25 protein-coding genes are annotated in these 26,586 nt (G+C 51.8%); 13 read left to right on the forward strand and 12 right to left on the reverse strand.

The window, feature by feature from the left end; genetic code table 11:
- The first annotated feature begins 88 nt into the window (after positions 1 to 88).
- A complete protein-coding gene (locus tag MKX63_RS26465; RefSeq protein ID WP_341021376.1) occupies positions 89 to 931 on the forward strand; it encodes a helix-turn-helix transcriptional regulator in 843 nt (280 codons plus the stop codon).
- Positions 932 to 1,057: 126 nt separating this feature from the next.
- Positions 1,058 to 2,164: a citrate synthase/methylcitrate synthase gene (locus MKX63_RS26470; RefSeq protein WP_341021378.1), complete on the forward strand. Its 1,107-nt coding sequence runs from the start codon at positions 1,058 to 1,060 to the stop codon at positions 2,162 to 2,164.
- A 115-nt stretch (positions 2,165 to 2,279) separates the two neighbouring features.
- On the opposite strand, the gene MKX63_RS26475 is transcribed toward MKX63_RS26470, so the two are convergent.
- On the reverse strand, positions 2,280 to 2,567 hold the full coding sequence (locus tag MKX63_RS26475) for a hypothetical protein (RefSeq protein ID WP_340023200.1): 288 nt from the start codon (positions 2,565 to 2,567) through the stop codon (positions 2,280 to 2,282).
- A 175-nt stretch (positions 2,568 to 2,742) separates the two neighbouring features.
- Here MKX63_RS26475 and MKX63_RS26480 point away from each other — a divergent pair, with 175 nt between their 5' ends.
- Positions 2,743 to 3,510, forward strand: coding sequence for an exodeoxyribonuclease III (locus MKX63_RS26480; RefSeq protein ID WP_341021381.1), 768 nt, complete (start codon positions 2,743 to 2,745; stop codon positions 3,508 to 3,510).
- Positions 3,511 to 3,607: 97 nt separating this feature from the next.
- Here MKX63_RS26480 and MKX63_RS26485 read toward each other — a convergent pair whose 3' ends face one another.
- Both MKX63_RS26485 and MKX63_RS26490 read right to left on the reverse strand, forming a co-directional pair.
- Positions 3,608 to 5,113, reverse strand: coding sequence for an amidase family protein (locus MKX63_RS26485; RefSeq protein ID WP_341021383.1), 1,506 nt, complete (start codon positions 5,111 to 5,113; stop codon positions 3,608 to 3,610).
- Positions 5,114 to 5,128: 15 nt separating this feature from the next.
- Positions 5,129 to 6,274 carry a VanZ family protein gene (locus MKX63_RS26490; protein WP_341021384.1) on the reverse strand — a complete coding sequence of 382 codons (1,146 nt, stop codon included), beginning with the start codon at positions 6,272 to 6,274 and terminating at the stop codon, positions 5,129 to 5,131.
- Positions 6,275 to 6,507: 233 nt separating this feature from the next.
- Between MKX63_RS26490 and MKX63_RS26495 the strand changes: the two genes are divergently transcribed.
- The 4 genes from MKX63_RS26495 to MKX63_RS26510 all read left to right on the forward strand — a co-directional run bounded on the left by MKX63_RS26495 (position 6,508) and on the right by MKX63_RS26510 (position 10,449).
- The gene (locus MKX63_RS26495) at positions 6,508 to 6,855 is read left to right on the forward strand and encodes a hypothetical protein (RefSeq protein WP_341021385.1); all 348 of its coding nucleotides are present in this window, start codon (positions 6,508 to 6,510) and stop codon (positions 6,853 to 6,855) included.
- Positions 6,856 to 6,990: 135 nt separating this feature from the next.
- Positions 6,991 to 8,223, forward strand: coding sequence for an aminopeptidase (locus MKX63_RS26500; RefSeq protein WP_341021386.1), 1,233 nt, complete (start codon positions 6,991 to 6,993; stop codon positions 8,221 to 8,223).
- Between the two features lie 560 nt (positions 8,224 to 8,783).
- Positions 8,784 to 9,320, forward strand: coding sequence for a sigma-70 family RNA polymerase sigma factor (locus MKX63_RS26505; RefSeq protein WP_341021387.1), 537 nt, complete (start codon positions 8,784 to 8,786; stop codon positions 9,318 to 9,320).
- Complete coding sequence (locus MKX63_RS26510; RefSeq protein ID WP_341021388.1) at positions 9,310 to 10,449, forward strand: DUF4179 domain-containing protein; 1,140 nt, start codon at positions 9,310 to 9,312, stop codon at positions 10,447 to 10,449. The genes MKX63_RS26505 and MKX63_RS26510 overlap by 11 nt, the downstream gene beginning before the upstream one ends.
- Positions 10,450 to 10,524: 75 nt before the next feature.
- Here MKX63_RS26510 and MKX63_RS26515 read toward each other — a convergent pair whose 3' ends face one another.
- The 3 genes from MKX63_RS26515 to MKX63_RS26525 all read right to left on the reverse strand — a co-directional run bounded on the left by MKX63_RS26515 (position 10,525) and on the right by MKX63_RS26525 (position 13,434).
- Positions 10,525 to 11,076, reverse strand: a complete 552-nt coding sequence (locus MKX63_RS26515) for a hypothetical protein (RefSeq protein ID WP_341021389.1) — start codon at positions 11,074 to 11,076, stop codon at positions 10,525 to 10,527.
- Between the two features lie 168 nt (positions 11,077 to 11,244).
- The gene (locus MKX63_RS26520; RefSeq protein WP_341021390.1) at positions 11,245 to 12,546 is read right to left on the reverse strand and encodes a DUF5050 domain-containing protein; all 1,302 of its coding nucleotides are present in this window, start codon (positions 12,544 to 12,546) and stop codon (positions 11,245 to 11,247) included.
- A 39-nt stretch (positions 12,547 to 12,585) separates the two neighbouring features.
- On the reverse strand, positions 12,586 to 13,434 hold the full coding sequence (locus MKX63_RS26525; protein WP_341021392.1) for an ornithine carbamoyltransferase: 849 nt from the start codon (positions 13,432 to 13,434) through the stop codon (positions 12,586 to 12,588).
- A 273-nt stretch (positions 13,435 to 13,707) separates the two neighbouring features.
- Here MKX63_RS26525 and MKX63_RS26530 point away from each other — a divergent pair, with 273 nt between their 5' ends.
- Positions 13,708 to 14,631, forward strand: a complete 924-nt coding sequence (locus MKX63_RS26530; protein WP_341021393.1) for a helix-turn-helix domain-containing protein — start codon at positions 13,708 to 13,710, stop codon at positions 14,629 to 14,631.
- Positions 14,632 to 14,721: 90 nt separating this feature from the next.
- On the opposite strand, the gene MKX63_RS26535 is transcribed toward MKX63_RS26530, so the two are convergent.
- The 3 genes from MKX63_RS26535 to MKX63_RS26545 are packed head-to-tail and all read right to left on the reverse strand — an operon-like array spanning position 14,722 to position 18,299.
- Positions 14,722 to 15,861, reverse strand: a complete 1,140-nt coding sequence (locus MKX63_RS26535; protein WP_341021394.1) for a toxic anion resistance protein — start codon at positions 15,859 to 15,861, stop codon at positions 14,722 to 14,724.
- A 26-nt stretch (positions 15,862 to 15,887) separates the two neighbouring features.
- Positions 15,888 to 17,573 carry a vWA domain-containing protein gene (locus tag MKX63_RS26540; RefSeq protein ID WP_341021396.1) on the reverse strand — a complete coding sequence of 562 codons (1,686 nt, stop codon included), beginning with the start codon at positions 17,571 to 17,573 and terminating at the stop codon, positions 15,888 to 15,890.
- Positions 17,574 to 17,591: 18 nt separating this feature from the next.
- Entirely contained in the window at positions 17,592 to 18,299 is a 708-nt protein-coding gene (locus tag MKX63_RS26545; protein ID WP_341021397.1) for a hypothetical protein, read from the reverse strand.
- 625 nt (positions 18,300 to 18,924) lie between these two features.
- Between MKX63_RS26545 and MKX63_RS26550 the strand changes: the two genes are divergently transcribed.
- The 5 genes from MKX63_RS26550 to MKX63_RS26570 all read left to right on the forward strand — a co-directional run bounded on the left by MKX63_RS26550 (position 18,925) and on the right by MKX63_RS26570 (position 24,959).
- Positions 18,925 to 19,887 carry a DMT family transporter gene (locus MKX63_RS26550; RefSeq protein WP_341023291.1) on the forward strand — a complete coding sequence of 321 codons (963 nt, stop codon included), beginning with the start codon at positions 18,925 to 18,927 and terminating at the stop codon, positions 19,885 to 19,887.
- Between the two features lie 290 nt (positions 19,888 to 20,177).
- Positions 20,178 to 21,014 carry a BglG family transcription antiterminator LicT gene (gene licT, locus MKX63_RS26555; protein WP_341021400.1) on the forward strand — a complete coding sequence of 279 codons (837 nt, stop codon included), beginning with the start codon at positions 20,178 to 20,180 and terminating at the stop codon, positions 21,012 to 21,014.
- A 109-nt stretch (positions 21,015 to 21,123) separates the two neighbouring features.
- Positions 21,124 to 23,022 (forward strand): beta-glucoside-specific PTS transporter subunit IIABC, encoded by a 1,899-nt coding sequence (locus tag MKX63_RS26560; RefSeq protein ID WP_341021402.1) that lies wholly within the window; start codon positions 21,124 to 21,126, stop codon positions 23,020 to 23,022.
- A gap of 34 nt (positions 23,023 to 23,056) precedes the next feature.
- Positions 23,057 to 24,532 (forward strand): 6-phospho-beta-glucosidase, encoded by a 1,476-nt coding sequence (locus MKX63_RS26565; RefSeq protein ID WP_341021404.1) that lies wholly within the window; start codon positions 23,057 to 23,059, stop codon positions 24,530 to 24,532.
- Between the two features lie 103 nt (positions 24,533 to 24,635).
- Positions 24,636 to 24,959 carry a hypothetical protein gene (locus tag MKX63_RS26570; RefSeq protein WP_341021406.1) on the forward strand — a complete coding sequence of 108 codons (324 nt, stop codon included), beginning with the start codon at positions 24,636 to 24,638 and terminating at the stop codon, positions 24,957 to 24,959.
- A 69-nt stretch (positions 24,960 to 25,028) separates the two neighbouring features.
- Here the strand turns inward: MKX63_RS26570 and MKX63_RS26575 are convergent, their stop codons facing one another.
- The 3 genes from MKX63_RS26575 to MKX63_RS26585 are packed head-to-tail and all read right to left on the reverse strand — an operon-like array spanning position 25,029 to position 26,508.
- On the reverse strand, positions 25,029 to 25,787 hold the full coding sequence (locus MKX63_RS26575) for a class I SAM-dependent methyltransferase (protein WP_445321847.1): 759 nt from the start codon (positions 25,785 to 25,787) through the stop codon (positions 25,029 to 25,031).
- Positions 25,765 to 26,154 carry a cupin domain-containing protein gene (locus MKX63_RS26580; RefSeq protein WP_341021410.1) on the reverse strand — a complete coding sequence of 130 codons (390 nt, stop codon included), beginning with the start codon at positions 26,152 to 26,154 and terminating at the stop codon, positions 25,765 to 25,767. Before MKX63_RS26580 ends, MKX63_RS26575 begins: the two co-directional genes overlap by 23 nt.
- Positions 26,155 to 26,169: 15 nt before the next feature.
- The gene (locus MKX63_RS26585; RefSeq protein WP_341021412.1) at positions 26,170 to 26,508 is read right to left on the reverse strand and encodes a cupin domain-containing protein; all 339 of its coding nucleotides are present in this window, start codon (positions 26,506 to 26,508) and stop codon (positions 26,170 to 26,172) included.
- Positions 26,509 to 26,586 lie beyond the last annotated feature (78 nt).

A 26,586-nucleotide genomic window follows, 5' to 3' on the forward strand; every position in this document is an offset into this window, starting at 1 on the left:
TGCTTATCCTATTACAAGTTGTAGTTTATACTAGTATAATTACTACTACACTAACAGGCAGACGAACAATATGGCAGGAGGAAGCAGGATGTCCAATCAGAACAGACTTCAAGCATTATCAGAATTCCTGAAAGCAAGACGTGCAGCCATTACCCCGGCAGCGGCGGGGCTCCCGGAGGGCACCCGCAGGCGGACACCCGGGCTCCGGCGCGAGGAAGTGGCTCAGCTCTCCGGAGTAAGCAGTACCTGGTATACCTGGCTGGAGCAGGGGCGGGATATTAAAGTGTCTCCATCCGTTCTTGATTGTATTGCCGCAGCACTCCAACTGACGAAGGATGAGCGGAGTTACTTGTTCGCTCTGGCGCTGGAGAACGGACCGGGAATCGCAGACTATACCCAGGAGGAGCCTTCGGTGATTCATCCTTCCCTGCAAAAGATTTTGCAGGAGCTGAAGACCTGCCCGACCATCATCTCGGACCGGCACTGCGGCATTGTCGGCTGGAATGAGGCTGCGGCGCATGTGTTTCTTGATTTCGCTAAGCTGGCTCCGCAGCAGCGCAATATGATCTCACTGCTGTTCGAACGCAAGGAGTTCAGGCGGCTGGCGGTGAATTGGGAGCAGTTCGTCCGGGGATACTTATCGATCTTCCGCGCCTATTACGGGCAATATCTGGAGGACCGCTGGTACGATGAATTCATCGCGGAGATGAAGGAACGGCATCCGGAATTCAATCATTTATGGGAAGAGAGCCGGGTCAGCTCCGCGCCGGATGTTGTACTGGAATTCCGGCATGCCAAAGCCGGCAAAATGCTGTTCCATCTCACCTCCCTACAAGTGCAGGGTGCAGCGGATCTGCGTTGCAGCATCTACACGCCAGCGGGTGAATCAGGTACAGAAGCCAAGCTGAAGCAGCTCATGGAGCTTAAGTAATGAAGGTGATAGATTTTCCTTATGGATTCATAAAAAACAATAAATATGCAATATAGATTTAGCAGTTTATACTCCTAATATGATGAATTTCTTCCTGCGGGGGACCGGAAAAGGGGTAAAGATATAATGGCTAAAGTAACGGGATTAGAAGGCGTAGTTGCCGGAGAGACAGCAATTGGATTGGTAGATGGAGAGAAAGGGTATTTGGTGTACCGCGGATATTGGGCAAAGGAGCTTGCGGTGAGCAAAAGCTATGAAGAAGTCGCTTATTTGCTCTGGAACGGACACCTGCCTGATGCGGAGGAGCTGGCGCAGCTCAAGGCGCAAATGGCAGCGGAGAGAAGGGTTCCTGAATATCTCTGCAAAATGCTTGATCTGTATCCGGCTTCTGTCCCGCTGATGCTGGTACTACAAAGTGCAGTGGCTGCCCTTGGGGATGAGGAGAACGCTACCTGGCCGCCCACGCTGAAGCAGGCCGTGCGGCTGACGGCAATGCTTCCGGCGATCATAGCTTACAGGTACCGTAGCCTTCAGGGCTTGCCGCCGCTGAAATCGCTTCCTGAGCTTGGCCATGCCGCGAATTATCTGTATCTGCTCACAGGCAAGCTGCCTGAAGAGGCTCATGTGAAGGCACTTAGCGCCTATATGATCCTTTGCATGGAGCATGGCATGAATGCCTCAACGTTCGCCGGGCGGGTGGTGCTGTCCACGGAATCGGATCTATGTGCGGCTGTAGCCGGATCAATCGGAGCGATGAAGGGTCCGCTGCATGGCGGTGCGCCATATGAAGTGATATCGATGCTGGAGGAGATCGGAACGAAGGAACGCGCAGAGCCTTGGCTGAGAGGGAAGCTTGAGGCTGGAGAGAAGCTGATGGGCTTCGGGCACCGGATCTACAAGACTAAGGACCCGCGGGCTGAAGCCCTGCAGATTGCGACACTTACGATGATCGGCAAGGACGCCTACTTTGATCTTGCGCTTCATGTGGAGGCTACTGCGGTTGCGCTGCTGAAGGAATACAAGCCGGGCCGCCGCCTGTTCACCAATGTTGAATTCTATGCTGCGGCTATACTGAAGGCGCTGAAGCTGGCGCCGGAGATCTTCACGCCTACATTCACAACGGGAAGAATTGTCGGCTGGACGGCCCATTTGCTGGAGCAGTCAGCCCATAACCGGATTTTCCGGCCACAATCTACTTATATCGGACCTATGCCTGAATCAGAGACAGTTTGATAGCAGCTGCTTCTCTATTGAACGTGCAAAAGCACCCCCGGCCGTCTACCAGCCGGAGATGCTTAACAAGGGAATGTTAATGAGAGAGTATGAGGGGGGATACTCTTACATTAGATTAGAAATCAGAGGTTGCCACTTCGATTGTGCCGAAGACTGCACCGGCAGCTGTGCTGAGAAGTCCTGCGACCAGCAGGGCATGCACGGATAGAGTGAGACTGTTAAATGCAGGGATAATATAAGTCACCACAGGTGCATTGACTCTGTAAATAACAAGATCCACGGGGAACCCGGAATTGTTGTTTACAGTCACTGCCGCGTTGATGCCACCTGCCAGATTTTCATAGAAAGATTTACCTACAGAAGCCGGCAGATTGAAGAATTGTTGCGGTAATAAGATAGCCATTGTAATGTCCTCCTTTTCCTTGTGATAGGATAGTATATTCGGCAAAGCTATGATTGCTGTAACGTATGTCATGGGAGATTCACACATTTCAATAGGATGCCGGCAGATTCATAGACAACCCGAATCTATGGTACACTGGATGTAATCTAGTGACAGGTAAGGGGAAATGACAACAATGAAGCTGGTGTCCTGGAATGTGAACGGTCTGAGAGCTTGTGTGAATAAAGGGTTTAACGAGTATTTCCGGGAGGTTGACGCAGATATCTTCTGTGTGCAGGAGACGAAGCTCCAGGAGGGGCAGGTTGTTCTGGATCATGGAGAGGAATATGCGGAGTACTGGAATTATGCACTCAAAAAAGGATATTCGGGTACGGCGGTATTCACCAGAATCAAGCCGCTATCCGTACGATATGGACTGGAGCAGGAGACGGAGGATGAGGGGCGGATTATCACCCTGGAATTCCCGGATTTCTATCTGGTGAATGTGTATACGCCGAATGCCAAACGCGATCTGTCGAGGCTGGACTACCGGATGGAGTGGGAGGACCGGTTCCGCGCCTACTTGCTGAAGCTGGATGAGCATAAGCCGGTTGTCGTGTGCGGGGATCTGAATGTGGCGCATCAGGAGATTGACCTGAAGAATGCGAGATCGAACCGGGGGAATTCAGGCTTCACTGACGAAGAACGCGGCAAAATGACCACGCTGCTCGCAGCCGGCTTCGTGGATACCTTCAGATGGTTCTATCCTGAACTGGAGGGTGCCTACAGCTGGTGGTCCTACATGCCTAAGGTCAGAGAGAAGAATGTGGGCTGGCGGATCGATTATTTTCTCGCTTCCGAGCGCTTGACCCCGCGTCTGCTGGACGCCGGAATTGAATGTAATGTGCTTGGCAGCGATCATTGCCCGGTAGTCCTCCATCTGGCGGATACGGCGGAAGTATAGACAGAGTGTATATCTATCATATAAAAAGAGGCTGTATCCCGGAGTTCGGGATACGGCCTCTTTCAGTTGTAACGCCGGTTGAGGGCGGCTTGCCCGGTTATTCTGACGAGCTGCCTGGCTCCAGTACCGGCGTCCGCCGGTGCTTCGTGGCCTGCTCGTAACTATAAGCAATCCCTAGCAGCATAGCTTCACTATGGGCTGAGGCACAGAAGGTGATGCCCTGCGGTCCCTTGGTAAGATAACCGCCTGGTGCAACAATACCCGAGCAGGTGTAGCCGGCAGGAATTGTAATCAGCGGATAACCCGCTCTGGCCGCTACTTCACATCCGTGATCTCCAGGGAACAGAAGCGCATCCAGAGCGTAATGCTCCAGGGCATAATCGATTCCCTGACTACCGGCCAGTGAACGGGAAGATTGCAGCTGCTCCAAATATTCCTGCTCTGTAATATCATCCCCCGAGGTGTTCAGCCATTCCAGTGTACCCTGGCCGTATTTGAGTGCCTGTTCGCAATGCTGCTGATTGAAATCTATCAGCCCCTGCAGTGAATGCACAGGAGCAGATTCCGGCAGGCTTCCCAGATAGCTGTTCAATCCACGCTTGAATTCATATTGTAGAATCGTAGCCTTCCATTCAGCATCCTGACAGGGAAGCACCACGGGGTCAACGATCTCTGCCCCCAGCTCTCTCAAGGCCGCTATGGCAGATTCCATCATCTTAAGAGCTTCACTATCCAGATCTTTATAATAGAATCGCGGAATTCCGATCCGCTTGCCTGCCAGTGCATGAAGCTCCAGACCTGCCGAATAATCCAGTACAGCTGAGGAAAAAGAGCCGGCGCTCCCGGCCAATACATTAAGCAGGAGTGCAGCGTCCTTGACCGTTCTGGCCATCGGACCGGCGCTGTCCTGGCTCCCGATTCCCGGTATAATGCCCTTGTTGTTGACCAGACCCCAGGTAGGCTTAAGGCCGACCAGGGAGTTATGGGCCGCCGGGCTGATGATGGAGCCGGAGGTCTCCGTGCCTACGGCGATGGTGACAAGGTTAGCGGCAACTGCCGCCGCGCTTCCCGAACTCGAGCCGCCAATGAACAGCTCGCCCGGGCCGTAAGGACTCAGTACAAGTCCGCCCCGCGAGCTGTAACCAGCCCACATCGCCGGCGACATGAGGTTGGCCCATTCGGTCATATTGGCTTTGCCGAGAATCACTGCCCCGGCTGTTCTTAGCCGGGTGATAAGCTCAGCATCTTCTGCTGCTATGCACTCTGCAAGCGCCAAGGCTCCTGCACTGGTGTGCAGCTTATCAGCTGTGCCGATGTTATCTTTGACCAGGACCGGAATACCGTGCAGCGGTCCCCGGCTGCCCTGATCTCTTCGTTCCTGATCGAGCTTCGCGGCAATCGCAAGAGCCTCTGGATTCACCTCCAGTACGGAGCGGAGCAGACCGTCCAACCGGTTGATCCGTTCCAAATACCAGCCTGCCAGCACTTCGGAGGTTAAGCTTCCTTGTGCCATTTGCTCCTGAATACTAGTGATGTCTGCTTCTATTAACCAATCAAGCTCATTTGGAGCAGAGGAGATACGGGTGGAATCGTTATTATTCATAAGGATACTATACCTCTATTCATTGATTACTGTCTTATTTAGGGTCTCGTTTACCGCTGCCTGATGCCGCTCCGGCCAGGTGATTCCATTGCGGGTTCTGCTAAGCTCTTCATAGATGAGCGGACGGTCACGCTTAATCAGCCGCAGCACCAGATGGATGAAGAAGGCCAAATCTGCCAATAGGATGACCATTTTCACTACAGCAGCCAGGGCTTTACCGATGTAGACGAAGAAGGAGGAGTCAGGCCCCAGGGAATTCATTCCGCCTAAGACGCCATAGAGTAATCCATATCGTGCCCATACCCTCCAGGGTCTGGCCGGGCCGCCGTCCTCACTCCTTAGCCGGATACGCACAACCCATTTGCCGAAGGTTCGTCCGCCTGTGAACAGAGGAATGCTCAGGAAATACACCATACTAACTGCCCACCACGAAATACGCAGCGAGAGCAAATTAAGGAGGATGGTTACCGCGAGCAGCAGGATCGAATCCAGCAGGAATGCAAGGGCGCGGCGGGTGTAGGTCACTTTTTTGGCGGAAAGGTCCTCTTGGCTGTCAAGCTTCTCAATCCTCGGCAGCAGGCCGGAGATCCATAGGGAGAGCTTGAAGCCGATCATGCCGCCCAGTGTGTTCGTAATCATGTCATCGACATCGAAGATCCGGTAGGGATGATCGAAGAACCCGTAAATGCCGGTAATCTGCGTAATCTCGAACAACAGCGACAGCGCAAAGGACAGGATAATGCATACTACCCAGCGCGTGCGGAAGTAGTAGCCAAGGAACATACCAAAGGGTACGGTCAGCAGAACATTGAAGGCCGCCAGCAGAAAATCCGCTCCGCTCAGCACATTAAGGTAGCTGGAAGGGTCGCTGCGCGTAATGGGCGTATTGTGCAGAATATCCTGAATGAACTGCAGCGGTACAAGCTGGATCATACTCCCGGAGGGGGCTGCATTGTGCCTGGAATCAGGCAAGGGAAGCAGAACCAGGAAGAACGCGTTAAGCAGGTACAGCAGCAACAGATACAGCACCAAGGCCCTGATTTTATTGATATAGCCGTGCCGGCGGTACTGCACAATTAGGAACGGTAACGTGAAGAATAGCGCCGCAACCGGAAAGGCCATGAATGCATAGGAAATGGGGAATAGATAAGTCTGGAACATGGGTTCACCTGCTGTCAGTTTTTTGAAATACAAGAAGTTATATGTTGCACGCGATAACTTATCCTTCTATTTCGCGCTGAAACGGTATCGTCCTTTAGTAGGACGGTGTAGCCGTTTCCACTTGTCACACAACGACTCCATTATAGAATTAAACATAAACCGTCTCAACAGAATTAATCATTCTAACTGTTCTTTCCTGCATAGACATGTTAGGAGAGGAGCGTGAGCACTGTATGGAAAAGAAGGTTCAACAGTATTACAAGCTCAAGGCGAAGCAGAAGGAGCTGGAAAAGGAGCTGGCCGGACTCCGGCAGGAGATCCTTGCCCACATTAATGAAGCGGGGCAGACAGAAGCGGTGTTCGGCAGCTACAAGGTCAAGCTGGTTACGCAGAACCGCAAGGAGTATGATGATGACAAGCTCTATCAGACCTTATCCGACCCCGAGCTGTGGAGGCTGCTCTCCCGGGCAGACCCGGCCAAGGTAGCCAGCCTGACGAAGCTGAAAGTGATTGCGGAAGAGAAAATCGCCCATACGTACGATGTGAAGACCATTCACCTGCTGCAGGTGGATAAGCAATAGCGGAAGCGCTGCCGGAAGCGGAGGAGTTACGATATGCTCAGCTTCCGGTTGTACATAGATCATAGATACGTGCCATCTCCCCGGTCTTCCGCTATAATTATACAGAGACAGTGAAGATATGGAGGAAGAGATGAAATGAAGGATTTTGAACAGATGCTGGAGAAATACGCAGAGCTGGTAGTGAAGGTCGGTGTGAATGTGCAGGCGGGACAAGTTCTGATGGTTCACGCGCCGCTGGAGACGGCGGAGCTTACCCGGCTGATTGTAGGCAAGGCCTATGAAGCCGGAGCGAAATACGTGCTTGTAGACTGGGACGATGAAGCGGTCACACGCATCCGTTACGAGAAGGCTCCTGAGGAATCATTCGGGTATTATCCGCAGTGGCATGCCGATATGCTGGAGGGATTCGCTGAAGAAGGCGGAGCTATATTACATATAAAGGTGCCAGACCCGGAATTATTCCGCGGGATCGATTCGGCCAAGGTCTCCACTGCCGTTAAGGCAGCTGCAGTTGCGCGCAAGAAGTACCAGGTCTACACCCGTAACAGCAGAATCAGCTGGTCGCTGATCAAGGCGCCGACACGTGCCTGGGCGGACAAGGTGTTCGCAGATCTGCCGGAGGACGAGCGGATCGATGCGATGTGGCAAGCGGTGTTCCAGATGAACCGGGTGAACAGCGAAGATCCGGTGGCCGCCTGGCGCAGTCATATCGGCGAGCTGAAGCAGAGTCAGGACCGTATGAATGCCAAGCGCTACAAAAGCCTGCATTACCGTGCTCCCGGCACGGATCTGCGTGTCGAGCTGCCGGAAGGCCATTTATGGCGTGGCGGCGGCGGGGAGAACGAGCGTGGCGTCTATTTTGTAGCGAATATGCCTACCGAAGAGATCTACACGATGCCTCGCCGCACCGGCGTGAACGGCACCGTCAAGAGTACGCTTCCGCTGAACCTGAACGGGCGGCTCGTCGACGGAATTACCGTTACTTTCACAGACGGCAAGGTTACTGCCTATGATGCTGAATCCGGCCGTGAGCACCTGACCTCCCTGCTGGAGACGGATGAAGGTGCCTCTTACCTCGGAGAAGTGGCCTTGGTGCCGCATGATTCGCCGATCTCCCGGCTGAACAGAGTGTTCTACAATACCGGAATTGACGAGAATGCTTCCTGTCATTTCGCGCTGGGCAGTGCCTATCCGGTGAATATTGAAGGGGGAACCTCCATGACCAGCGAGGAACTGCTATCTAGAGGGGCCAACGTCAGCCTCACACATGTCGATTTCATGGTAGGCTCCGATGCGCTAGATATTGACGGAGAACTGGCTGACGGCACGATTGAGCCGGTGTTCCGCAAGGGGAATTGGGTGCTCTAGGTGTATCCTATCTGGAAGTGAAATAATCTCCAGAACAAAATCATCCTAACCGGATGAATAAGATTGCCTTTGCGCGAGCATAACGTATGCTGTTTTTAGCATACAAATGAGACTGTGTGCCTGCATGATAGCACAATGTATGCTGTTTTTAGCATACAATTAGGCTGTGTGCCTGCATGATAGCACAATGTATGCTGTTTTTAGCATACAATTAGGCCGTGTGCCTGCTTGTGAGCAAATGTATGCTGTTTTTGACATACATTCAGTCCATATGCCTGCTTGCGAGCCCATGTATACTGTTTTTCACATACAATTAGACGTGCGCCTGCTTGCAAGCACAACGTATGCTGTTTTTGACATACATTTGGTCCAGCACCCTCTCCACAGCAGCAGGAAACTATAGTTTCATATATAACAAGAAAGGCCGCAACATTCCCAGCAGCGGGGATTGCGGTTTTTCTGTCGTTCATGAGGATTATAAAATAATTACCGCAGACTAAAACTGTTTGCATAACCTCTCCGTCTAATTCATGTAAAAGGGATGGAGAGGAGAGGGAGAGATGACGATGTCCGGGGCAGAGATGAAGCGGGTAACTGCCGCTGTACCGCTTGAGGAGACGGACTTTGTCAAAGCGGTGATGGAGCATAGCGACCAGCTATACCATATTGCATACAGTTATCTGGGCAACCGCAATGACGCACTTGAAGCGCTCCAGGAGACCACCTGCCGGGCCTGGATGAAGCGGCGGACCCTGAAGGACCCCAGCGCGTTCAAAACCTGGCTGATCCGAATATTAATCTATGTCTGCATCGACGAGCAGCGCAGAAGAAAGAAGGCAGTCCCTACAGCGGCAGAGAATATGCAGGAGCCGGTCATTCAGAATAGTACGGATTCCATGGAAATGCAGTGGGCGCTTTCGCAGGTAAAGGTGAAATACCGCCATGTGCTGCTGCTCAAATATTATAATGATCTGACCCTGGCCGAGATCGCAGTCCTGCTGGGCAAGCCGGAGGGAACCGTCAAAACCTGGCAGCACAAGGGCCTGAAGCAGCTTAGGGAAATTATGAAGAACCGGGGTGAATGGAATGAACAATAGCAGAGAAGAACAGGCGATGTTGTTCGATGCGCTTCGTATCCGTGAAGAGGTACGGGTGGACTGCGGGGGCAATGAGGTCAGAGCGGCAGTTCAAGCAGGGATCGAGCGCGGACGCCGCAAAAGCTGGCAGGGCAGACTAACCAAAGGCTCCTTCATCGGATTCGCCGCAGCCGCGATTGCTGCAGTGATTCTGTTCTTCATCCCGGTCATTCATAATGCAGCACCCCGTGCTGCCGGACCTGCCGGAGAAGTGAATTGGGGCGGGCTGGAGATGTTCAAGCGGCTCTATGAATTCGATTTAGAGGCACCTACACTGGATTCAGCGATCCGGCACGGCTACATTCAGGAGATTAATCAGAGCGCAGCCAGCGGGGATTACCGGATTACCTTGAATGCGGTAACGGCGGATGAGAACAAAATCATCTTTTTGTATACAGCAAATGTTGCGGAAGGGCAGGAGATCTATGGTATTAGCAGTGCGAGAATCAAAAATTTGGCAACCGGATACGATTTGAACAGCGGCGGTCAGATTGGCGCTAATGCTAAGACAAGCGGGTACGACGATTATCGCATTTTCTATGGTCGGGGTGTTATCTATCTGGACCGCAGCAAGCCGTTCCCGGAGCAGGTGGAAGCCAATTTTCTGATTGCCTCGATGAATGAAGGGAAAATGAAAGATCTGGGGAAGAGCAAGGGTGTGAATTTAGCTGATGTGCATTATTCCCCGAGACTCAGGATCAGCTTCAAGCTGGACCCGAAATTCAAACAGCAGCAGACGGTCATTGTCAAGCCGCAGGAGGACTTCATGCTGGAGGGCATTCAAGTGACGCTGGAGCAGGTGGAGCTCTCCCCCTTGATGACCCGCACTATATTCAAAATTAAAAACGAGTCTGAGGTTACATGGCAGAACCGGCAAAAGATATTTGGCGCGGCATATGGGGAGAAAATTCAATCGATAACGAAGTACGGAACCACCGAGATAGGAATGTCATCAGGATCAGGCACTTATGAGGGCTTTGAATGGTACTCTGGCAGCAATCTGCTCGATAAACCTGAAACGATGAATATGATTATGAAGACAGGGACGGGCAAGAGTACTAGGGATATTAACTTGCCCATTCTGCCGTGAACACTTGTACACGAAAAAGGCTGACTACTGGTATATCCAGCGGGTCAGCCTTTTTGCGGTGAGGTCAGAGTAGTTCTAACCCCCCCGGTTATTGAACCTGAATGCAAGCTTCTGTCCGTCAAAAGTCTCCCCGCTCCGCTCCGAATATTGGCCCTGCGTGTAGCGGGAGACCGTCTTGCGCCAAAATTTCTGGCCGGTGATATTCTTCGCTGCCGGGTTGGTGAACAGCTCCCATTCGCCGCGAAACTGTTCAAACACCAGCACCGCCGCCTGTTCCGCGATTCCCGTCCCTCTGAAGGGCTGCAGCAGAAAGTAGTCGCTCACGAAATAATCGACGCCCTGCGCACAATATGGAGGGGTAGCAATCCGTGCGAAGCCTGCCGGCATCGAATGAGCTTGAATCAGAAAAGAGTACAGAATGCCCGGCTTGTCCCACCAAATATTCTGCACCTCATACTGATCTGCCAGCGTGCGGTATTCGTCCGTGTCCTCAAAGATGCCATGCCGGTTAGGCAGATGCCCCTCCACAAGTCCGTAATGACCTGAAAGATCATGCAGATAGAGCGGTAACATATTTTTGATAATATAGGCTTCATCCGGCCCGGTTAGCTTGATCGATATATTCATTGCCAGCCTGCTTTCTGTAATTATCTATAACACCTACTCCCACTGTATACCGGAAATCATGCCTGTTCATAGGCAAGTCTCTGTTATAAACTGAACTTTATCTATTCGCATTTCTAAAAAAAGCCGAAACTTCCGATATCGGAAATTCCGGCTTATTCTCTCTGTATATTACTTCGCGGAGACCAGCGCTATATAGCTAACCGGGCCAGTGGACAGCTTGTTTTTGGTTTTGCCGTCATTGCTGTACCGGTATAAACAATCGTTATCCAGACCGTTGATATAATACAAGCCGGGAATATTGTTTGTAATTACAGAGTAATCGGATTCTACTCCGCTCAATTTGATCAAGGATGAGTCGGCATTCAGCAAGTAAGCATCGGCTGCGGTAAACAACACGGTGGTAAGCGCCGCCCCGTTCTTAACCGTTCGGATATCTTGAACATTCGACAGCGGCAGCGTCTTGGAGGAGGTGACTTTGCCGTTAGCCAGCGTGCTGATGTAGGCTTTGCCTTTGGAGTCTGCATATACCAGTTTATTCGCAGCAATCTCGCTGATGCTGATCACACTGTTCTGGCTTAGCTGCAGGATCTTCCCGTTCTTATCCATCAGGAAGCCTGCGCCTGTACTGTAGTCGAAATCCTCTCCCTCGGCATCCAGCTTGATTCCCTTGTTGAACAAGAAATAATTATTGGACCAGGTCCCGGAGGAGACATCATTGGATTGAAGCGGATTCTTCGCATTGGCTGCTTTGGCAGCTCCGCCGCTTAGAGGCAGGGTGTAGAGCACCATGGAGTTCAGAGAATACTCGGTTTCAGCAGGTTTGTTGTCAATCATAAGGTTAATACTTGTAGCGTAAGGATGATAGAATTTGCTCTTCTGAATAGCTCCGCTGGCAATCCACTGAATGACCCCGCTCCCGTCGCGGGACCTCGAAGCAACCCAGGTTGTGTTGTTCTTCAGCGCATTATAGTAGATCCGCCCGCCCGAGACGTTGAAGGTCCGGAAATTCACATCGGCGTTATCTGCTATAAGGGTAAGGTGTGTATCATCGTCAGCGTCGGCTAAGGTGCGGTAGATGTGCCCTGTATCATCCAGGAAGTACAGATATGGACCCTCGAACAGGTAAAAGAGGATATTCCGGTCCCCGAGGAAGCTTGTAATTAAAGCATCGGGATCGCTAAGGGACAGCCGCTGAATTCCCATACCGTCATCATAGTAAAAATACAGATATTTGCCGGTCGAGTCTAATCCGTTGCCGTCATAGTTCTCTACGATCGTCTGTGTCTCACTTCCATCTGAGGTCACACGGTATAGAACATCGTCAGAGACATAGTACACATATGATTTCGCAGAAGCAGCCGCTGCCGCTGTGTGTGAGTATCTGCCGCCTCCAACTGTACCGAGTGACGCCAGTATCAGCACGAGCAGAAGGACACCTGTTTTTCTGGATAGTAAGTATAAAGCCTTCATAGTCATTCTCCTCTTCAGTAAGTGTAGATGTGTTGTACATCAATGCGATAAGCAATAGATCAGAATGGCCTGCTGAAGATAGATCAGGCTTTTCTTGAACCCGAATCCGGCAAAATAAGGCGAAGCAATAACCTCTTCACTGACCTCCTCATTGCGGAAGAAGGGAGGACAGGGGTTCAGCAGCGCCCCGGGTCTTGTCTGCTTCATCCGGTCCAGTGTAATCTGGTAGGCATGGATATACTCCGGGGTCAAGAAATCCTTGGGCAATGAATCGGTAAGAATCACATCACTCTCTGGTAACACGCTATCCAGACTCGTATGAAAAGTATAGCCGGGGTGATTGCCGCTGGCCATCTCATGACCTGGCGTGCATACATGATGGAACGAGAGATTCAGGGCTTGCGCCGCCTCCAGCCAAGTTCTTGATATATTGCCGGGCGGTCCAACGAAGGTGTAGGTCAGCTCCCGGTAGTTGTCCCGGAGACTTCGCAGAGCATACAGGTCAGCCAGAATTTCGCAAGGGTGATTATGAGCAGTCATCGCATTAATAACGGGAACAGAGGCGTAGGCGGACAGTTCCTTCAGTTTGCAGAGGTCAGGTGTTCTGACAATAATGCCATCCCCCCAGTTCTCCAGGTAGCGGACGATATCGCCCGGCGCTTCTTTCTTGTCGAGCGTCTCCGGCGGAAAGGGAATGCAGGCCCCGCCCAGGTCACGGATGCCTTTCTCGAAGCTGACCCTTGTCCGCAGACTGGTCTCAGGGAAGAAGAGAATCATCGTTTTACCTTCGAGCAGTGGTTCTGATTTTCGGAGACGCAGCCGGTCGGTTAATTCAAAGATATCCAGAATCTGCTCTGCAGTAAGCTGGTTGATATTCAAAAAATGCATCGGTGTATCCCCCGGTAGATGAGAAATCAGCAATAAATGCCGGTTGAATAAATATACAATAATCAGGAATAGTATACAACCCATTTTATGTTAAATTGTTTAGGGAGTTTCATTAATACTTAACCCTGATATTGTCATCCGGAACATTCTACCGGCAGTTGAATCAGAGGGGATGCAGCCATTCAACCAGCAATTGATAGGATTGCGTATGCTGAAATGCTATGCTGTTTCTGGCAGTGCGCACTGTACATATTATAATCTCGGAGGGATATCATGCTCGACTTACGCAGAATTGGGGCTTATATATCGCGGCTTCGCAAAGACCAGGACTGGACCCAGCTGGAGCTTGCCGATCAACTAAATGTAAGTCATCAGGCCGTATCGAAATGGGAGCGGGGCGACTCGCTGCCGGATATTGGAACACTTCCGCAGGTTGCGGGGTTATTCGGCTTAACCGTTGACGACATTTTGAATGCAGGAGACCACGCAGAGCATCGGGAACACCCGCATCTGGGACGGATCGTAGAGGAGATTGCAGAGAACAGGCCGGGCCAGGTTACAGAGATGGTTAATGCCGGTAGGCTGGAGATGGAAGAGCTTGTAGAGGTAGCGCCTTTTGTAAAAGCAAGTGCCCTTAATAAGGTCACAGAGGGTATAGACAGCAGCGTCCTTAGTTTAAATGTAATTATGCGTCTAGCCCCGTTTCTGGGAAGAGATACATTGGATGAACTGGTTCGTCAGGCTGAAAAGAAAGAAATGGCATGGGATGTTATTGCCGGACTTGCGCCGTTCGTCAGCAGCGGTACCTTAAGCGAACTGGTCGATCAAGCAGCAGACGGTTCTAGAGAGGTGAACAATCTTGTGGGCATCGCCCCGTTTCTGGAACGGGAGCAGCTGGACCGGTTGGTGCAACAAGCCAGTGGGGACTGCCCCAGCTGGCATTCCATTCAAGGACTGGCTCCCTTTATTAGCAGGGGGACGTTAGGCCTTCTGGTTGACCGCGTGGCAGACGGTACAGTCGATGGAAATCGGCTCCCAGGACTCGCTCCTTTTCTGGATAGGGGGAAGCTTGAGAAGTTGCTTGGTGAAGTCCAAGCGGAACAGCTTAGCCCGGATCTGCTGGCAAGCCTCGCCCCGTTCATCGATCAAGGGACGTTGAGCAGAATGGTGGCAGGCTTGTTGAATACAGGGAAGTAGACAGCAAAAAGAAAATAGACAGATAAAAACAGAGCACCGGCGTATCCGCCGTCATGCTCTGTTTTGCGTTAAATATGGGTAGCGTTGCTGCTACAGCCCGAGCGTATTTCCTTTTTCCAGCCGCTGAATCTGCTGTTCGCCGTTATCTGCCAGCTCCCGGAACTGGGTAATGGTCTCACGCATCTTGGGGAGCGCCTCCTGCTTGTAGGTGCTGATCGAATCCAGGGCGGAGAGGACGTCGGTGAAGGCCTGCTTCAGCGTATCGACCGAAATACTGGTTTCGAGCGATTGCTTGTGAATGGCTGCACCCTGCTCCTTAAGCATTCTGGAGGTGCCGCTGATCAGATTATCGGTGGTCTGGTTCAGCAACTCGATTTTTTGGAGAACGATCTTCTGGTTGTATAAGGCGCTGGCCACCGTAACCGAAATTTTAAGCGCAGATACCGTAACATTCCTGGCTCTGTCCACTCCACGGATCAGTTCCTTGTTGTTGCGGATGACAACCTCGATGGCCATAATTCCCTGTTGATTGACCACGAGCATCTGCTGCAGATCCATCACCCGCTGGCGCAGCGGGAACAGCACCTCCTCCGTAATGAACCGCACCTTATCCTCATCTTCACTGCGCTGCTTAGCAGCTTCAATCTGCTTCTCAATCTCCTCGTCCATCAGGATGCCGAGCTGAATCTCCTTCTTAAGGCGCTTGGTCAGCTCCCTCAGGGTCTGCTGTTCAATCTCCAGTGTCGTGTTGTCATTCTTCAGCACGGCTTTGCCTTTATCCAGGGATAGAATAATATCTGAGATGACAGCGTCGGCCTTTTGATATTTGGCGAAATAATTACGCAAGGGATGAAAAAACTTGCCGAGAAACCCGCTTTTGGCGAAATCTACCGCGCTGGGGTCCAGATCCTTAAGCTGCTGATGCAGCTCGGTTAATCCCTTGGCGACCTGGCCGCCTTCATCCCCGGTCTTGGACAGATTGCCCACCGATACCTGAAGCAGGGAGTTCTTCTCCGACGAGGAACGCATGGTGCCCATCCCGAAGCTGTCAATGGACTGCAGCACGGCCTTGCGTTTCTCCAGAGACTCGAAATCCAGCTCCAAAATACTGGAGACATTATTAATCGCCTGCTCCTTAAGCTGGGTGACTTCCTCCGGCTCCGGCTGGACCTGCTCCTCGATGACCGATTTCAGCTTCTCGGGGCTGGGAATTTCCATGGTGAATGACATATGAACCCTCCTTCAGAATATAAAGTCTACATTTGCACGTTGAGCAGATTACCGATTTTGTATACTACATCCTCTGTGTCGGCGTTGATATTGGCCGCCTCGTTGATGCTGGAAATGCTCTCCAGAGCCTTGATATTGGCGTTATATCCAATGGTGTATACCGGAATCTTGTACGTCTCGATCAAGCCCCGGATATCATCCAGGGAATGGCCTTCGTTCGTCTCCCCGTCGCTAAGCACGAAGATCAGGGGCTTCATATCCGGGTTCACCGCCAGCTCATCCTTCAGCATCTTCATCGCAACCACCAACCCGTCGAAGGTAGCCGTTCCGCCCACAGGCTGAAGGCTGTTAATCGCTCCTACGAACATGGATTGCTGATTGGTGTCATATTTGCCGATGGGCAGATTGATGGTCACATCGCTGGAATAAGAGACGAAGCCGATGCTGTTGTCCTTGCCGAGGAATTTCTGGCCCTTCAGCAGGGACTCCTTGAGCCGGTTCAGCGGCTCGCCGGCCATGCTGCCTGAGACATCGGCAACGAACACTGCCGCAATCGGTTTGCTGCCGTTCTTTTTCTCCTTCCAGAGCTTCTGGGCTGAGGAGAGAATGGAGCCGTCAACCGGTGCCAGTTCGGAGACATAGTCTGTCAGGCCGTTGAAGCCCTTGTCGGCAGCTGTCTTCTGATACTTCTCCTGCTGGACGAATTCGCCGAACTTCTTGATGATCGCCAGCTTCTCCGGCGGCAGTTGCCCGAGTGCATAGAGCGGGCTGTCATGTCTTACCCCGAACGGGGTGAATACATAGCCGCTGGTCAGGTCCTTCGCATTGACAAAGGTCTGATACTCAAGCACGAAGGCATCCAGCATGCCGGATTTGGCCGCTTCCCGCATTTGCAGGGTGGTGGAGGCGATGAAGGGCACGTTGGCCTGGAACTTCTCGAAGCCTTGAACCGCCTTGTCTCCCAGCAGATCCGTACTGTCGAAGGTGCTCAGAGCGGTGACCAGGAAATTCAGCCCCGTTGAGCTGGCAAAAGGATCGGTGTACCCCATCGCCAGCTCATTAGCCGCAATGGCATCGGTAATGGTCTTCACGTTGATCGAACCGTATTTGTCGACCAGCTGATCGTATTTCTGCTTGCTCATTACTACTCCGGCTACGTTGCCGGTCAGACGCTTCGTAACCAGCTCGGCCTGCACTCCGCCGGCCTTAACCATCTCGCCCCATAGCTCATTAGAGGGAGTGAAGGCATCAGGCACATATTTGCCGGACCGGATATAATCAGCGGCTGTGCCGGAAGCGATGTTGCGGATTTTGACGGAGGCCGGTTTGCCGTCTATTGTAATACCGGCAGCGTTGAAGTCTGTTGCGACTTCATTCAGCCAGCCGTCATTGCCTGTTCCGGACTTCTCCGTGGAGGAGAAAATCTCGACGTAGCTATCGGTTGTGCTCTCTACGGAGATGGGGAACTTGGAGATATCGGGCAACGAATCGCCGATGGACGCCGGATCAAGATCAATCTGCCCTTTTACAGGCTCAGCACTGGTCACGTTGATATCCTTATAGATGCGGTTCAGTCTTTTGTCGGCGTCTTCGGCAGAGATTTCTGTCTTGGATTTGCCCAGATTGGACGTTAAGGTAATTCCGAAATAGACAAGTGCGAAGACGGATGCGGCGATAATGCCGAGTATGAACAGTGTTTTGCCTTTCCTCATAGGTTCATCTCCCTTTCCTTACTGATAGAGTTTCGTCTGCCCGATCAAGGCGGTTAATTCCTGCATACATGGCATGTCTTCCACATTGGTATAATCTGTGCTGCCCAGCTCGGTGATCTCCAGCAGCAGCTGATCCAGCTTCAGCAGAATTTCCTCGTTGGCCCCGAGGCAGCCTTTGACATAGGAGAGATATTCGTTGTATAACGCGGTTTTCTTCTGAATCAGGGAGCTGGAAAACCGGGTAGACGCGTTATCTGCACTAAATCTGGCGAACTCTGAGGCATCGAATACGCTGAGCTTGCCCAGCAGCCCCCGGATATTCAGATAAAAGAGCTTCTCGACCTCCATAATGACGGAATGAAACTTGCGGAAGCTGAGCTCAGCCGGATCGAACCTGCGGCCCAGCACCTGGAGCAGTGCGGTCTTCTTCTTCTCAATCCGCTCCATCTGGTCCAGGGCGAGGGCGATATCATCCTTCAGCACCTTCACATTCCGGTGACGGCCGAGGCCGGCAATGTAATCCTCCCGCGTCTCTAATTGCACGCTAACGGGCTTGGCAGCCGGGGGGTTGAAGAGCAAGGTGTAACTGCCATATAGGACGACCAGCAGACTGATGATTAACAGGGTTACTGCCGATGCCGTTTCCAGCGGACTTCCGCCGATCTCGACACCGAGCAGGCCGGGAGAGAGAACGATGACATTTAAGATTACAACTCCGGCAATCATGCCGAGGAGCTTAACGGGCCCGGATCTGTTCAGGATCTACACCTCCTCCATAGTAGTATATTTGGGGATAGCAGCTTGAATCACATGAAAAGAGTTAGAATGAAGGCTATTACAGACTGCTACGTATCGAAACTTGTCAATGTTTCAAATTTTTACGATTGCGCCGGATTGAGGACGGGGCTTGACCATATGTAGGCTCCTTTCAAATGATCTGCTGAATTGAGTTATATTTTATCATAATTTGGGAGAGTAGGGTCTGTGTTTGTTATGTTCATTGGCTGGAGAATTAATTGAAAAGAGGTCTATGTACCCTGAATTTCAAATTTAAAAGAATTAAGGCTTGACGTCAGCTCACTTGGCGTGTAACATATGAACAGTCGTCATTCAGGTGTAACCAGGCAATAATTTCATAACTCTATATTGTTCTCGTATAACCTCGCAGCCATTCCGATGTCACAGGGCGAGGGTTTCTACAGGAAGCCTATTCTTCCTAACTACGATGATAAGGACCGTGAACCAAGCGGTCCCTGTCCCGGAGTTAGGATTTTTTGCGTCTCTGCGGTCCTTGACCTTGACGAGATGATTCAGATCAGAAGATTCAGGAGGCATAACAGACATGAAAGATATGAAATATTTAATCTCCGTACTTGTAGGCGCTATGAGCTACGGCATTTTATCAACAATTGTTGTATTGGCCTACGGGCAGGGTTACAAGCTGGGAGAGGTAGTCGGCACCCAGCTCTTAACCGGCTGTATTCTCGCCTGGCTGCTTGCGTTATATACCAAGCTTAGAGCGAACCGCAAACAGCGCAGCACAACGAACGTTACAGCAACTGCCAAGGCGGCCCCCGCAAGGCTGACCTGGAAGCATAGACTGCTCTTGATGATGGCCGGTGCGCCAACCGTGGTTACGGGCCTGCTCTACTACCAGTCGCTCCGGTATATTCCGGCTTCGCTGGCGATTATCCTGCTGTTCCAGTTCACCTGGATCAGTGTGCTCATTCAGGCCGTAAGCAAACGTCAACGCCCTGACAAAATCACGGTGCTGACGCTGATCCTGCTGTTCGGCGGAACCCTGCTTGCCGCAGGTATTCTGAATCAGGGAGCTGCCGAGTTTAACCTGCTGGGGCTGATGCTCGGATTATTATCGGCAGTAAGCTATTCGATGTTCATTATCTTCAGCGGCAAAGCCGTTCCATCGGCCCATCCGGCCTACCGGAGCGCCTGGATGGTCACTGGCGGCCTGGTGCTGTTGTGTATCCTGTTCCCGCCGACCTTCCTGTTTAACGGTATGCTATGGGGACCGCTGCTGCTGTTCGGCTTCCTGCTCGGCTTGTTCGGCGCCTTCATTCCGCCGCTGCTGTTCGCCATCGGAGTTCCGCATATCGGCGGCGGGATGGCCGGTATTCTGGGTGCCGTCGAACTGCCCGTTGCCGTCTTAATGTCCTCGTTCGTATTGCAGGAGCATGTAAGTCTTCTACAATGGATTGGGGTGGTGCTGGTGCTGCTGGGTGTGGTATTGCCGGAGCTGTATAAGCTGCGGTGGGGAAGTGGAAATGCCCAGGCCGTGAGTTCGTCATCGGTCTAAGGTAAGTGCAGATAGAAGAGGAGTGTTCCCTGTGAATAGGGGACATTCCTTTTTTTGACATAACCATACATTTGTAAGCGCAAACATTTTTGTTGCCAAAACTGAAATTCGGTGCTATTCTGAATTTGGGATTGTTACTGCAAAGGCAAAACCCAAAACATGGTCACGTGTTTTGGGTTTTGCCTTTCTTTATGTTAAGGGCCCTGCGGGACGCCGTAAGGAATCCTTGACCCGTCTAACATCCTGTAAGCAGTGCCAAATGAAATTCGGGGTAAAGGAGGGCAGCTGGGTTGATTATCGAGAAGATTTTCAATAACAATGCCATTATTGCCAAGGATTCAGGTAAGGATGAATTGGTTGTTATGGGACGCGGCATCGGCTTCAAGAAGAGCCCGGGTGATCCGGTGGATGTCTCTCTGATTGAGAAAACATTTGTGCTGAAGCGAAATGACGCGTCCGAGAAATTCAAAGCCTTGATGGCGGATGCCCCCGCCGAATATGTGGGCTTAAGCTATGACATTATCGAGTATGCCAAGCAGACGCTGAAGGCCCGGCTGAGCGATTATATCTATGTGACCTTGACGGATCATTTGACTCATGCGCTAAGGCTTCATGAGCAGGGCATCCGCAATGACAATCCGCTTCTCTGGGAGATTCAGCGCTGTTACCCGAAGGAGTATGCGATCGGGCATCATGCCATGGGGATGATTGAGCAGGTTACCCGTATCCGCCTGCCGGAGGATGAGGCCGGGAACATTGCACTCCATCTGATCAATGCACAAATGAACAGCTCGGGTAACAAGATTGCGGATCTTACCAGGCAGACTCAGCAGATTGATGACATCCTCAATATTGTTAAGTATTCCTATAACAACGAAATTGATGAGAGTACCGTCAGCTATGAGCGGTTCATCACCCATCTGCGGTATTTCTTCCAGCGTTCGCGTAAGCAGGAGTCTGAGGAGTCTGTGGACGATTTTCTGCTCAAGCAGGTGAAGATGAAATACAGGAAAGCCCATCATTGTGTACTCAAAATTGAGAAGTATCTGGACCAGAAGCTCCGGGATGAAGAAATCCTGTATCTGACAATTCACATTCAGCGGGTAACACAAAGACAAACTGAATAAAACCACTTGGATTGTTACTGGTCATGCAGGCGAAACCAAATCAGGCAGGAACCTGCCGGGATGGTTTCGCCTTTTGCTTATCATTCATCAGGAAACGGGAGGACTTACTATGAAATATGAGGCACTAGCCAAGGATATTATCAAGCATGTCGGCGGCAAGGAGAATATCAACGGACTTAGCCATTGCGTGACCCGTCTGCGCTTCAAGCTGAAGAATGAGGCGGTGGCGAATACAGATGTACTAAAAAATATGGACGGCATTGTAACGGTGATTCAGAGCGGCGGCCAGTACCAGGTCGTGATCGGCAATCATGTATCTGAGGTCTATGCGCAGGTGATGACCGCGGGCGGTTTACAGGAAGGCGGATCAGAGGCAGCCTCCGGTGAGAAAATGGGTCTGTTCAACAGCTTCATCGACATGATCTCCGGCGTATTCTCGCCGACTCTTGGCGTACTGGCCGCAACCGGGATGATCAAGGGCTTCACCGCCCTGTTCCTGACCGTAGGACTTCTCACCAAAGAGTCGGGGACCTACCAGATTCTGAATGCGCTCGGGGATTGCCTGTTCTACTTCTTCCCGATCTTCCTGGGGTATACCTCGGCCAAGAAATTCGGAGCCAACATCTTTATCGGGATGGCAATAGGCGCTACGCTGGTGTACCCGTCCTTTGGCACCATCACGGCGGCGGGCGAACCGTTGTACACGCTTTTTAGCGGAACGATCTTTGAATCGCCTGTGTACATTACCTTCCTGGGGATTCCGGTCATCCTGATGTCCTATACCTCCAGCGTCATTCCGATCATCATCTCGACTTATATTGGCTCCAAGCTGGAAGCCTTCTTCCGAAAAGTGACGCCGAGCGTGGTACGTACCTTCCTCGTCCCGTTCTTTACCCTGCTGGTCACCGTCCCGCTGGCGCTGATTGCCATCGGTCCGGTCTCCACCTGGGCCGGACAGCTGCTGGGGCAGGGAACCTTATTCCTCTACAACCTCAGTCCGGTTATTGAGGGGCTGCTGGTAGGCGCGTTCTGGCAGGTCTTCGTGATCTTCGGGCTGCACTGGGGTCTGGTGCCGATTGCCCTCAATAACATGGCTGTGCTGAAATCCGATCCGATTCTGGCGGCTTCCTTCGGCGCTTCGTTTGCCCAGACCGGTGCTGTGCTGGCAATCATGCTGCGGACCAAGAACGCCAAGCTGAAGTCATTGTCGATTCCGGCCATTATCTCAGGCATCTTCGGAGTTACGGAGCCTGCTATTTACGGAATTACACTGCCGCGCAAGAAGCCGTTCATCTTAAGCTGTGTTGCGGCGGCGGTCGGCGGCGGTATCGTCGGTCTAATGGGCACCAAAGGCTATATTCTCGGCGGTCTGGGAATCTTCGGTATCCCAAGCTACATTAGCCCGGACGGGATGGATAAAGGCTTCTATGGCGCGATTGCCGCCATTGTAATCAGCTTCATTCTCGGATTCATTCTTGTCTTCTTCTCCGGGTTCAAGGATGAGGAAGCGGCGGACAGCAAAAGCGGGGGGACTGCCCGGAGCGTTCTGGTGAAGCAGGAGACGGTGGGAAGTCCGCTGAAGGGTCAGATCAGAGCCTTGTCGGAGCTGACCGACGAAGCCTTCTCTACAGGCGCAATGGGCAAAGGCATAGCGATTGAACCGCTGGAAGGCAAGGTGTACTCTCCGGTTGACGGGGTACTGACTACCTTGTTCGCCTCCGGCCATGCAATCGGCATTACCAGTGATAACGGGGTCGATATTCTGATTCACGTCGGCAAGGACACGGTCAAATTGAAGGGCAAACACTTCACCCCCCGGGCCAAGCAAGGCGATACCGTCACCAAGGGCCAGCTGCTCATGGAATTCGACGTTGCCGCGATCAGAGAGGCGGGCTATACGCTGACCACGCCAGTGATTATCTCCAATTCCGGCGAGTATCTCGATGTGATTGAGACGGACCAGAAGAACGTCGATTACCGGGAGAATCTGCTGACCGTCATGATCTAACCGGTATTCTAATCTAATCTGAGGAGGAATTAATATGAATAAGAATGTGAATGTGATGGTGAGCAACAGTAGCTTTCCGGCAAATTTCCTGTGGGGCGGCGCAACGGCTGCGAATCAGCTCGAAGGCGGGTTCGATGCGGGTGGCAAGGGGTTAAGCACAGCGGATGTCATGACCGCCGGAACGCATACGGTCTCCCGGAGAATTACTCCGGTGCTGGAAGCGGGAGCTAATTATCCGAGCCATGAAGCGATTGATTTCTATCACCGGTATGAGGAGGATATCGCGCTGTTCGCCGAAATGGGCTTCAAGGTGTTCCGCATGTCCATCGCCTGGTCACGGATATTCCCGAACGGGGATGATGCCGTGCCAAGCGAAGAAGGGCTGCAGTTCTATGACCGGGTGTTTGCCGAGCTGGCCAAGCACGGGATCGAACCGCTGGTGACGATCTCCCATTATGAAGCGCCTTACCATCTGGCCGAAGCGTACAACGGATGGGCGGACCGCAGAACAATTGATTTCTATGTCCGTTACTGCGAGGTGATTTTTAACCGGTATAAGCATAAAGTGAAGTATTGGCTGACCTTCAATGAGATCAACATCCTTACGATGCCTTTCGGGACCTTCATGGCCGGGGCGATGAAGCCTGAGGGAAATGCCGAGCTGAGTGCATCCGCGCAAACTGAGAATGAGCAGCTAAGATACCAGGCACTCCATCATCAGTTCATCGCCAGTGCCAGAGCCGTGAAGCTGGGACATGAGATTCATAAGGATTTTCAGATCGGCTGTATGATTGCCTATATGTGCTCTTACCCACTGACCTGTAATCCCGAGGATGTGCTGCTGGCCCAGCAGAAGGATAATCTGAGTAATTTCCTCTGCTCCGATGTTCAGGTAAGAGGCGCTTATCCGGGCTTCGCGCTGCGATACTTCCGGGAGAAGCAGATTGAGCTGCAGATGGAGGAGGGTGACGGGCAGATTCTTAAGGAAGGCTGTGTAGACTTCTACACCTTCAGCTACTATTCATCCACCTGCGTAAGCGCAGCTCCGGATCAGGAGTCGATTGGCGGCAATATGTCGCTGGGTCTGAAGAACCCTTATCTGAAGGCAAGCGCATGGGAATGGCAGATTGACCCGCAAGGCCTGCGGTGGTCACTGAATAATATCTACAACCGGTATGGCCTGCCGATGATGGTGGTGGAGAACGGCCTTGGCGCAGTAGATACCGTAGAAGCAGACGGGTCAATCAAGGACGATTACCGGATCGAATATCTGCGGGAACATATCCGGGCGATGGGGGAGGCGCTGGCTGACGGCGTGAATTTAATCGGATACACCTCCTGGGGCTGCATCGATCTGGTCAGTGCAGGTACCGGAGAGATGAAGAAGCGTTACGGCTTCATCTATGTGGATAAGGATAACGAGGGCAAGGGGACGCTGGACCGGTCTCGCAAAGACAGCTTTTTCTGGTATCAAAGGGTAATCGCCAGTAACGGAGCTGAGCTGGAGTAATCCGCGACTGCCGGAAGCTCACGTTTTACAAATATTTGTCTGCTGTTTCAGTCCGCCATCCCTACGGTATATGATTATTAACAAACATTAAAGGGGATTTCCTATGGTCATAAAAGGGATCGAGAACATGGACGGCGGCAATATTATGAGCCAGATTCAGCAAGGCGGCAAATTCGTGATCTATACGTATTGCTTCTCCGTTGTCCTGATGACGTTCAGACGCAGCTCGGGTATCTATTTCATCAAGGCGGGCGAGGGCTCCGTCAAACAAGGCTTGAAGTACACCCTGCTGACTTTCTTTGTAGGCTGGTGGGGGATTCCTTGGGGACCGATCTATTCCATCGGGGCGTTCATTACTAACTTCAAGGGTGGCAAGGACATTACCGATGAAGTGTTAGCCGCTCTGTCGAATCAGAACGCTTCATAAACAGAAATACACATACGAGAAGCTGTCCCGCATGCCGTGAAATAGGGCTGGTTGGGACAGCTTCTTGTGTTAATCATTTTTGCTGCTGCATACTGCGATATAATTGAGATCCTTGCCTGTGGTGTTGAAAAAGGTATACATTTTTTTGAACTGCGCGCGGTTTTCCTTTTTGAGGGCATTCTTGAAAATACGCAGCGTACCGGCGACCCCTTCATCCCGGATCATCCCCGTAATGCTCATCAGCGACATCGATCCGGTTGCATGCTCAACCAGCTTGAAGCCGGTCGTGTTGAACAGGCCTTCCCAGTCTGCTACAGGCAGCGGTTCTACGTTCACATGAATGGTCTTCCGCAGCTCGGCCAGCTCCTCCGCCATATTCTCCTTTGCAAAAGTGATGTCATGCGTAAGCAGCACACCGCCCGGCTTGAGGACACGGAAGTATTCAGCTACCGCTTTTTGCTTCGCCGCCTGGTTCAGCATCGTCAGCATGGCTTCATTAATGACGACATCGAAGCTGTTATCCTCAAAAGGGAGCTTCATCGCATTCGCTTGTCTGACATTAATATATCTCTCCAGCTTCGCGTCTCTGATGTTCTGCTCCGCCTTCGCAAGCGCCCTGGGGTCCATGTCGATTCCGGTAATCTGGCAATGGTACTCCCGCGCAAGCTGGATAGAGGTAGTGCACATGTTACAGGCTACCTCCAGTACCCGGCTGTCCTTACTCAGCTTCGCTTGCCGGATTAACCAGTTCGTAGCAGCGACACCGCCGGGACGCAGCCGTTTTTTACCAAGCTTGGCAAGGAAATTATGACCGACTTCCTTTTTCAACATGTCTCAACCCTTTCTTCTCAGGCTTCACAACGATTAACAGCATTTGGAAGGCTTCTATTGCATATAACGCGTGGGGAATATTGGCAGGCAAAATAAGAGTCTCCCCAGCGCGCACTATATAGGGCTTATCGTCAATGGTAATCCGCGCTTCACCTGACAGAATATTGACCATGGCGTCGCCGGGAGAGGAGTGCCCGCCAATCGATGAACCTGTATCTACTGAGATCAGAGTCATGGCAAGGTTCTGCCGCTGGACCAGGGTCAGGCTGGACACTTGCTCCTGCTCAACGGTAATGATTTTGCGCAGATCCATAACCTCCGCATGCGGGAGTCTTTTAATAAATTGCTCTTGTTCTTGTTCCATACGATTACCTCCAGGTTAAATGCTGATTTGCAGGAATTTGCAGCTGCTCTGTGCGGTGAACTCATGCCAAGTGCCGGTCTGTACGACGACTGCTGCTCCGGCGGTTAATGCACAGGACTGGTCAGCGATAAGCATGTGCAGTTCCCCCTCCAGAACGTGGATGATCTTGGATCTGGGCGAGGTCTCTGAGCTGATGGATTCGCCGGTGTCCATGCCGTATAGCACCCAATCCGGGGCTTCCGCAGTGGCGGCAGCTCCTTCAGGGAAGTGAAGTGTTCTGCTGGAAATCTGATTAGGCCGTATACTGATCATGTGATTGAAGTGAACGATCGTTCCTTCTTTGATTTCACTCATAATGTCCTCCTGTATATTGCTTGATGCTTAACTTTTGCTATAATGAGAAGTAAAGTGAGAATCGTTCTCATTTATTGA

The organism is Paenibacillus sp. FSL R7-0179 (assembly GCF_038002265.1).
Lineage (GTDB): Bacteria > Bacillota > Bacilli > Paenibacillales > Paenibacillaceae > Paenibacillus_AQ.